Origin of the sequence: Pseudoalteromonas sp. NGC95 (assembly GCF_015864705.1) — a bacterium.
Lineage (GTDB): Bacteria > Pseudomonadota > Gammaproteobacteria > Enterobacterales > Alteromonadaceae > Pseudoalteromonas > Pseudoalteromonas arctica.
This window is the reverse complement of sequence record NZ_JADYWR010000018.1, coordinates 75796-84399: the sequence shown is the minus strand read 5'-3', so window position 1 is coordinate 84399 and position 8604 is coordinate 75796. Positions and strand designations below refer to the sequence as shown.

At 36.9% G+C, this 8604-nt stretch carries 5 protein-coding genes; 2 read left to right on the top strand and 3 right to left on the bottom strand.

Annotated elements, in window-relative coordinates:
• Positions 1 to 441: 441 nt before the first annotated feature.
• The 3 genes from I6E70_RS15700 to I6E70_RS15690 form a co-directional block, all read right to left on the bottom strand.
• Complete coding sequence (locus tag I6E70_RS15700) at positions 442 to 3363, bottom strand: TonB-dependent receptor (protein WP_197189111.1); 2922 nt, start codon at positions 3361 to 3363, stop codon at positions 442 to 444.
• Positions 3364 to 3758: 395 nt separating this feature from the next.
• Positions 3759 to 4472, bottom strand: a complete 714-nt coding sequence (locus I6E70_RS15695) for a metallophosphoesterase (protein ID WP_197189110.1) — start codon at positions 4470 to 4472, stop codon at positions 3759 to 3761.
• Between the two features lie 214 nt (positions 4473 to 4686).
• Positions 4687 to 4935, bottom strand: coding sequence for a YfhL family 4Fe-4S dicluster ferredoxin (locus tag I6E70_RS15690; protein WP_165726734.1), 249 nt, complete (start codon positions 4933 to 4935; stop codon positions 4687 to 4689).
• 259 nt (positions 4936 to 5194) lie between these two features.
• Between I6E70_RS15690 and I6E70_RS15685 the strand changes: the two genes are divergently transcribed.
• Both I6E70_RS15685 and I6E70_RS15680 read left to right on the top strand, forming a co-directional pair.
• Positions 5195 to 6868 (top strand): tyrosine-type recombinase/integrase, encoded by a 1674-nt coding sequence (locus tag I6E70_RS15685; RefSeq protein ID WP_197189109.1) that lies wholly within the window; start codon positions 5195 to 5197, stop codon positions 6866 to 6868.
• 233 nt (positions 6869 to 7101) lie between these two features.
• The gene (locus I6E70_RS15680; RefSeq protein WP_231620126.1) at positions 7102 to 8553 is read left to right on the top strand and encodes a tyrosine-type recombinase/integrase; all 1452 of its coding nucleotides are present in this window, start codon (positions 7102 to 7104) and stop codon (positions 8551 to 8553) included.
• Positions 8554 to 8604: the final 51 nt, after the last annotated feature.

The window sequence follows — 8604 nt, the reverse complement described above, 5'->3', positions numbered from 1 at the left end:
ACACAGATGATTGCTTTATATTGTTAAAGAACGTTTTGAGTCGCTTTAGCGTCTCAAGGGATGCGAATAATACACCCTTTATTTTTCGAGTCAACACTTAGTTTTAAACTTTCTTTTTAGATAATTTAAAACCGAAGTTTTATTTAACTCTCTGAGTAGTTCGTGCTTCGCTATGCGTTGGCGTTTCCCGTCTCAGTGGGGTCGCATTATAGGGATAAACGAGTGAGGGTCAATGTTTTATTTCAGCTTTTTGACAATTAAATGAATTTAGTATGAAAGCTATACAAATAAAGGGCTGCACAGGGTTTTTCTGCCTATTAAACAACCAACACATGAGCAACTAAACTACGTGCATACATAAAACTACAATATTAGGTGCGTTAAACTAAGCCAACTACGGTTTCTAGTTGGCGTTTAATAAAGTCTTACGTATGCCGTTAATTAAAAACTATAATTAAAGCCTGCGTAATAGCGTCGCCCTGAATAGCTTGAGTTAAGTAATCGTGCATCTGTATCATCACCTAAACGCGTTACCGATTCCGACTTAGTTAAATTAATAACAGCAGCTGTTAAGCTTAGCCCTTCATACAAATTAACCGATGCATTAACATCAACCTGTTCGTATGGATCTTGATATACATTTAACCCACTATTGAGGCCTAATACTGTCTCCCCTCGTTTGTTATATGAAGCGCGCACATTAAAAGCGTCACCTTCATAATAAACAGAGGTGTTGTACTGATACTTTGCACTGCCTATTAATGCCGACTGACCAAACTCTTCACCATTTACAGTTACATCTGCTTTGTTAGTTTTGTTATAGGTGTAATTTGCGTAAAAGCCAAAACCATTATCAAAGGCATGCTGAATAAATACTTCCGCGCCTTTTGATACTGCATCAGTACCATTACCTACAGTGCTATACGGAGCTATATTAATGGTTCCTGCATCTACTATATTATTTTTACCGGCAAAGTTTTGCTCTACATCAATTATCAGTGGCACAACAAAGTTATCTACTTTCTTATGAAAAAGTGCCAATCCAACCGCAGAACCCTTTGCATAATAATACTCAATAGATAAATCAGCTTGCACCGATTCAAATGGCTTCAAGTTTTTATTACCACCACTACCGCTAAAACCTGGCTGTTCATTAAATGCAGCTCTATCATTTGCCCATTCATCCGATACAAACGTAATACGCTGCTGCGCACCTAAATCGCTGTAATCAGGACGAGACATTACTTTTGCTATTGCCCCACGAATAACTAAATCGTCAGTTGCATCCCACGCTATATTAAAGCTTGGTAGTATTTGAGTGTCTTCGTTTTGCTGAGTGACTAATTGATAGTCTTCTACAAAGCGTGCGTCACCAGTTACTGGCTCACCTGTTTCATCATTTGTGTGATCTAATTGGTAGGTATATAAGTCGGTAGATGAAGTAAATGTTTTTGTTTGCACAACACGCACGCCCAAATTACCTCTTACTTCACTAAATTCAAAATCGCCTTGAATATAAAAAGCAGATATCTTTTCTTCTATATCGTACACAAAATTATCTTCAATACGTGTATAAGGTACATAATTAGCAGTGACCATATCGCGGTATTTATTCCAGTCGATACTTGGCATTTGGTTTATATCAAAACCACCAGTAATATTATTCTCACTAGTAAATACATTTTGAGCTAATGGCATTCCACCATTCCACTGGTAGCTATCAAAACGAGTAATACCTTGCTCGCTTGCTTCGCCCGCAGCAATATCAAAATTAGGATCTAAAAAGAAGGTATTGCCAGTTTCACGATGAAGCGTGGAGTTACGATATTTGACACCGGTTCTAATTGTTTTTAAAAAGCCCCAATCAACATAAAAATCCACATCAGCCTGGTAGTAATCTTCCTCAAGCTCACTGCGTACAAAACTTGAGTTTGAAGAGCCAGCATCACGACCGCCTCCAATTCCACTTTGTAAGTTAGTGAGTGTATTTGGGTCAATATTAAGTGATACGTTATCTTGCTCTAGTGACCAGCCTGCCGTTTGAGCAGCATTTTGAATAGCAGTGGCGTTTTCGCCCGCGTTTGAACTTTTATATGCAGCTTCCCAGCTTTCTTCCGGCCCCCCTTCTGATTTTGTATTACCCACGACAAAACGCGCTTTAAAATTATCGCCTTCATAAGTTAAATTAAAATCAAAGGTATCGGATGTGGATTCTTCACGTACATAACTGCCGCGCATCCACGGAAACTGCATATCACTTTCAATACCGCTTGCCATCGCATCGTATTGCATAGCAGTTGCAATAGTGCCTGTTTCGTCAAGATTAACCGCAGTTAAAAAGTCTGGGTTGAGTGACCATTCAGGTATATCAATTACAGACTCAGTTCGGTCTTGGCCGAGTGTAAAGCCAAAGTAATTAAATCCAAGCTCTAAACGATTTGTTGGTCGCCATTGCGTACTAAATTGAATTCCTTCGCGCTCACGTTTTTCGTTAAGGACGGAACCTCGCACAACTTGTGGAAACCAAACACCATCGTAACTGTTACCACCTGCATCATTAATAGTATCCCACCCATTATTGTTATTAACTGCGTTCCCGTTTATATCTGTAGGTTGCCCAGTACCAGTATAGCGCCATACATTTGCATCAGTTCCGCCCGAAAGTGTCCTGTTTGTTCGTTCCTGATAGGTATAGCCAACTAATACACCAAAGTTTTCGTTGTCGTTTTTCCATGAATACAAACCCGTAAACTGCGGCTCATACTCTTTTGTAACATCAGCGTAAGTACTCTCTACATTAAATACACCTGAGTTTGCATCCATATTTAAAGGTTTTCGGCTGTGCATTAGTACAGTGCCACCAACCCCACCTTCATCTAAGCGTGCCTCTGGCGATTTATAAACCTCGACGCTTTCAATCATCGAAGATGGTAATAAAGCATAATCAAACGAACGCGAAGGCTCCCCTGGTGAAGACGCAATAAAATTACCATTAAGCTGTGTAAAAGTAAGTTCTGACGATAAACCACGAATACTAACTGATGAACCTTCTCCGCCGTCACGCTCAATTACTACTCCGGGTACGCGCTGAAGAGAGTCAGCAACGTTTTTGTCAGGGAACTTTCCAATATCTTCCGCAGTAATTGCATCAACCACTGAGCCAGACATGCGTTTTACATCTAAGTTTTCGGCCATACTTGAACGGATACCACGTACTTCTATAACTTCTATATTTTTTGTATGCTGCGAGTTTTCTTGCGCTGCAAAAGCACACGTAGAACCCAAAGCAGAAAAAATTGATACATAAAGTGATGACTTACAAAACGTTGAAAAAGGGAAAGGGTATATACTTACTACTATCATGTGAGAGGCTGTTCCATTTAAATCTGCTCATAAAACTAAAGCGAGAAGTTAGTCCTTTTACGCAAATTATTCACGTAATGGAAAAAATTGTTCCCAATTCTACACAGCCAAACTTAACCGTTTGTTAACCAACAATATAAAATCGAGTGAATCCTCTTTTAACTGTATTTATACCTATTAAATGAAAGCTAAAACTCAGCCGACACATCAAAGCCGCTCTCAATTAACAAACTAAGAGCGGCTTTGTTGTATTTAATAGCTTAATAAAATAATTACGGTGCATAAATCATCATAGAGTGTATAGAAAAAACAAAGGGGGATAATTAGGTGTAGTAGTCAGCAGCTTACATTTTAAAAAGCAAAGCTGCCAAATGATATTTAAAAAGTAGAAAACCCTAAAGAGCAGATGACTTTTCAAGCGTAGCAATAACTTCTGAAAGCTCGAGTAATGTCGGCTTTCCACCGTGATAGTTGGTATCTATATGGTAACTATTGTCCACCCAAAAAGGTGCTTTAGTTGAGTTATGTCCATGTATTGAAAAGTCGACTCCATGACTTTTAACTACCTTATTTTGTTTAACTACTTCGCGATCCCACAATAGAGATTGCACAATCATCGATTTATCATCAGGGTAATTTTCCCAATCCCACGATTGGGCAAATGTATGAGACAACCCAATTTTATAGCCGCGATATTCAAGTACTATTGAAAGAGGCTTAGTTAGTAACTCATCGCACATAACATTGAGCTTTTCACTCGATACCGACTTGTGCCAATTGCCACCATTGTCAGTCCATAATTTAAAAGCCGCTTCATCATTACTTAATAATGATTCCAACATTAAATGCTCATGATTACCTAATATCATACATGCCCTAATGGCTTGTAAGTATGTAAATAAGTCATATGTTTTATCCCCGCGATCAACAAAATCGCCTAGACAAAACAAAGTATCTCTTTCAGGGTTAAAATTTACGTTATTAAGTGCGCTTTTTAAGGCAGGTAAATCACCATCAAGATCGCCAATTACAAATACTCGGCACTCATCATTAATAAATATTGCTTGTTTTGAAGATACAGCCTGAATAGCGTTAATACCTATATGCAAAATAGACTCCTATAGAATGCAATCTAAAACTTAGATTAATACTTGAGTTTATAAAGCCTTAAGGTAACACAATATAATTGATAATTAATGAAGGTAATAAAATTTGATTGAAACTAAAAATGCATGACAGCGGACTTTAGCTACAAGCTAAATAAGTAATGTAGATAGTTTTTAGCCAATAGTAAAAAGCGGCTTAGCAAAATACCTAAACAAGTTATAAGTTAGTTAACAACACAAATTTATCAGCCAGCTCATCTAAACTTTCACGCTTATTAGGATCGGGCTTTATACAGTCAATAGGGCAAACACTTACACAAGTAGGTTTATCATAATGCCCTACACACTCAGTACATTTACTAGCATCTATTCGGTATATTTTAGCGCCCATATAGATAGCCTCATTAGGGCACTCTGGGTCACACATATCGCAGTTAATGCATTTACTATTTATGAGTAGAGCCACTGTTTAGCCTTTTCAATTAATATCATTATAAAACAAAAAGATAGAGTTAAACTAAATGTTTTTTGACTACTTTTGATACAAGTCCAGTTCAATAATAAACCTTTATTTTTCTTTAAATCGTAGCACACATTCGTAACACACCATTTTATTTTTAGGTGTAAATTGCAGCCACGAATTATGCCTATTTTTCTCTGTTGCTTTGTTGATCTCAATCAATAAAAATCGCCGCAAGGCCTTTATTTATATAGGTTATTACAAAGTGAAGCACTCTTTATCAACGCTTACCAAAGTTCAATACACGAAAGCTAAACTAGAATGGAACCAGCTCAAACCTCCATTTTCTATGCAGCACATAAATCGGTGTGCTACGCTGGCTCAAAATATCATATTTTTTGAAGAAAAAAGTGCAGATAAACAAGGCCTTAGACCTAGTCGGACTAAAAGATTATCGAAATACGAAGCACAACACCATATTCGACTAATTTTCACCAAGTCTGGCACCGCTATTTTCTACTCTAACTTCCCAAAATCATCTGGTATAGCGAATACCAAGTTAGGTGAAGCACCTGAATTAACAATAGCAAAAGCGCGTAAGCTCACTGAACAAATGAAATATGGCGTTTTAAATAATCATAATATTAAAACTGTGTTTGATGAATATGAACAAAGCTTAATAGAGCGCCATAATACCGCACCTACCAAATTTGCAGCTTCATCGCTCAGAACATATCAATGCAGAATAAAAAAGCTTAGGCATCACTTTCCGCTTAAGAGAGCGTTCCAATCTCTTACAGCTGGAGAGTTAGAAAAGATTGTTGATATAATTATCAAAGCAGAGTCCAATAACCAAGCAATCGAGCTGTTTGCACAAATTAGAAGAGTATGGCGATTTGCTAAAAACAAATTTAACTCAGGTAAAAACCCAGCTGCTGATATCGATGATTTTTACGTATCTGACCGTGTAGAAAGCCCCCGTCCTTGCCAAGTTTATACAGACTTAGATTCGATAGCTGAATTATGGATAAACCTCGCATCGGCCCCAAATGTACATCAAAAAAATGCTGCGCGATTTATGATTTTGACAGGCATACGCCCTATTAATATTCCACAAATGAAGTGGGAGTGGCTCAATAGTATCGACTTTCCAACCTTAATTACCTTTCCGGCATCTGTTGTTGGGGTTCGTGGAGAAATGAAAAACCAAAAAGAATATAAGCTGCCATTAACCAAGGCCATGCGCGCCATTATTTTAGAGCAGAGAGCCTGGATGGAAAATGCATTACCCAACTGTAACCCTGATCATATATTTCTTCAGCCTCGCGATCTTAACAAACCATTTGCTAAAAGGTCGCTGGATAAGATCATTAAAGATTATTCACCTGTTGATGCAGTAAAAGGAGATAAAAGAAATATTGTAATGAAAGGATCTGCAGGTGCATTTTGCACAATGTGCCGAAGCTTTTTTAAATCCAACGCAAAAGCGATTATGGTTGCCAACGGCTATCATTTTAAGCACGCAGAAGAACTCACCAGACTCGCGCTTCATCACCTCAGAAAAGAGGACGATCCAAACGGCTTGAATTATGATAAATCTGAAGAGCTATTTGGCACTTCAACAAAGCTAAAATTTAATGTATTCAAAATTCATGAAGCCAGTATTTTAAAAAGAGCGAAAGAACTCGAAAGCCAACAACTCAGACTTACAGGTATGCAAAGTAAACAAGCTAAAAACCTTAAAGAAAACAACCAAAAGAAAGCCCTTAGAGATAGGATTAAAGATCATCTAGTTTATAAACGAGGTTATGTAAACTTCATTAATCAGCCTCTTGGTGATACGGGCAGAGTAGCAAAAGATTTGATCTTAACCGAAGAAGGAAGAGCTGTTGTTGAGAGGTATTTAACTGACCAAGAAGCTAAAGCAAAAAATAATTAAAAAAAGTTTAATTTCGACTTACCAAAGTTTTTGTAAAAAAAATTAAATTCATATCATTGCCTTATTAGAGCGATACCTCATCAGTTATTTGATGATTTTAACTTTTTAAGGCTTATATATTAATGGCAACATCAGTATTAAATTCAATAAAACCATGTGAGGTCACGATTAAAAGTCGTGACCTTTACATGGCTGAATTTAATGCATTTAGGCCACCGTATAATGACGAGTCAATGGAAGAGCTAGCAAGCCTTGCGACTATTATATTAGCGCAGGACAAAGGTAGAAGGCTTTCAAAGTACCAGCTCAAAGATCAAATAAGAATTGTATTCCAGCATGATGGCATTATTAAATTTTTTACTCATTTAAAAAAAGAACATGGCATAAAAAACACAAAGATTGGTGATTCTAATAATATGAGTTTTTCAGCAGCAAAATTAAAAGCGGCCGAAATATACAAAAAGAACACCTCTAATTACACATTCGAATTTGTAGTGAGTAAACAAATAGAAAACTTACAGGCAATTAATAAACATAGCCCTAGCAAGTTAGCTGAAACCACAGTAACAACATACACCTCTTACCTTAATGCAATTCAAAATGCCTTTGGTAAAAATACGTTATTTCAAACTATTACGCCTAAGATAATAGAAGCAACGCTTGACCAACTGCTAACAGAGAAAAGTGGTCCGCATGTGGCTAAGTTATTCGAGCAGATGAAAAAGCTGTGGGTGTTCGCAAAAAATAAATATAATAACGGCACTAATCCATTCCTAGAGATAGACAATAATTATATATCTTCTCGAACGGCGAAGCCTATTCCTTGTAAGGCATATACTGATATATCTCTAATTTCTCAGCTATACATAGGCCTAAAAGCGGCTAAAAATAATACATTAATAAATGCCGTACTACTGATGATGTTTACTGGGCTAAGGCCCATAAATATTTGTAATCTGCGTCTGTCGTATATAGATGATTTAAATAATCCTAAATTTTTAACGTTTCCTGAAACAACCCATACCACTCGCGGTGCTATGAAAAACCAAAAAGAGTTTAAAATACAACTCACACCCGAGATGAAAAAAGCAATACAACAAGAGTTAAAATTAAACCCAGACATAAACCGCACCTACTTATTTTGCAAGGTTAAAGACGACTCAAAACCCATTAGTAAAGAGAGTTTAAACCGAACTCTTAAATATCATGCGCCAAAAGACATGGTGGTGGCCTCGCGAGATAACATAAATATAAAAGGCTCAGCCGGAGCATTTCCAACTTTACTTCGCAGCTTCTTAAAATCGCATATGAAAGAAGTGCTAACTAAAAAAATTGGGTCATCAACAATTGCTGAAATTGAGTCTAAAAAAATGCTTCATCACTCTGTTTCAGATCACGATCCGATGAGTAAACATTATGACCACTCGAATAAAATATATAACACTGATATTAAGGCACTTTATAAAAACTTTTCCCTATTTGAGAAGGAAGTACTCAAAGAAGTAAAAATACAGGCTAAGTTAAAAATCAAAACGACTAAAAAATCATTTTTAAAATTAGATAATTCAAATAAATTCATCGCCAAAGTCAAAAGCACAATAAGTGCTTATTCCACTATCTGGGGTAATATAGTTCAGCAAACCCAAAAGCTTAAAAAGAGCCGCCCTTTGCAAATATTAGAGTAGCGCTTACATATAGCTACTGTAATGGTCGAGTGATTGAAGATCGCGCTGGAG

Bases quoted from the DNA above. Each gene is read 5' to 3' on its own strand.
- I6E70_RS15680 (WP_231620126.1), top strand. From the start codon at position 7,102: ATGGAAGAGCTAGCAAGCCTTGCGACTATTATATTAGCGCAGGACAAA.
- I6E70_RS15700 (WP_197189111.1), bottom strand. From the start codon at position 3,363: ATGATAGTAGTAAGTATATACCCTTTCCCTTTTTCAACGTTTTGTAAG.